This window comes from Aerococcus sp. L_32, assembly GCF_050689315.1.
On record NZ_JBOEQF010001214.1, the window covers coordinates 1 to 549 of the forward strand.

Annotated in this window: 1 protein-coding gene; it reads right to left on the reverse strand. The window is 32.2% G+C overall.

Annotation, left to right across the window (positions count from 1 at the left end; all coding sequences use genetic code 11):
* Positions 1-279, reverse strand: a 279-nt coding sequence (locus ACRCJ0_RS18995; RefSeq protein WP_431391761.1) for a DUF4479 family protein, incomplete at its 3' end; no start/stop codon positions are given.
* Between the last annotated feature and the right edge of the window lie 270 nt (positions 280-549).

The window sequence follows — 549 nt, forward strand, 5'->3', positions numbered from 1 at the left end:
ATTATCATTGAAAGGAATAGTATCAAAACCTTGTTCATATAAGGATTGGTTGATTAAGTCTAATTGTGTTTGACTTAAATGAACACGCCCCTTTCCTTCAATTTGAATCATTTTAGAAATATTTTGGATATTGTAACCCATTGTTTCTTTCGTTTCATTATTGAAAATACGCGTCACATCTCCAACTGTTGAAGTCGCAATATGATCTCTCGTTAATGTCCCTTTGGAAAACATGATAACGTCACCGACGCCATCTCGATTATATATACTAATCCACATACTCGTTAAAATCCCCTTCATATTTCTTTTTTAAAATAAAATTAAGTAAAACTTACGACATAAACCAATAAAAAAGCCTAGTCATCAACTAGACCGATAATGTCCTATTAAAACGTATAATATTCTACTCGATTATATACTTCTAGTCATAAAAGTGCAAATAATAATAGACTGTGAAAAATAATCATTTTCCCCGACAGCCAAGCCTTTCCACCATGGCATAAATGGTTCCGCTATTATTTGAAATCACTTCACAAAATCAAATCCGCC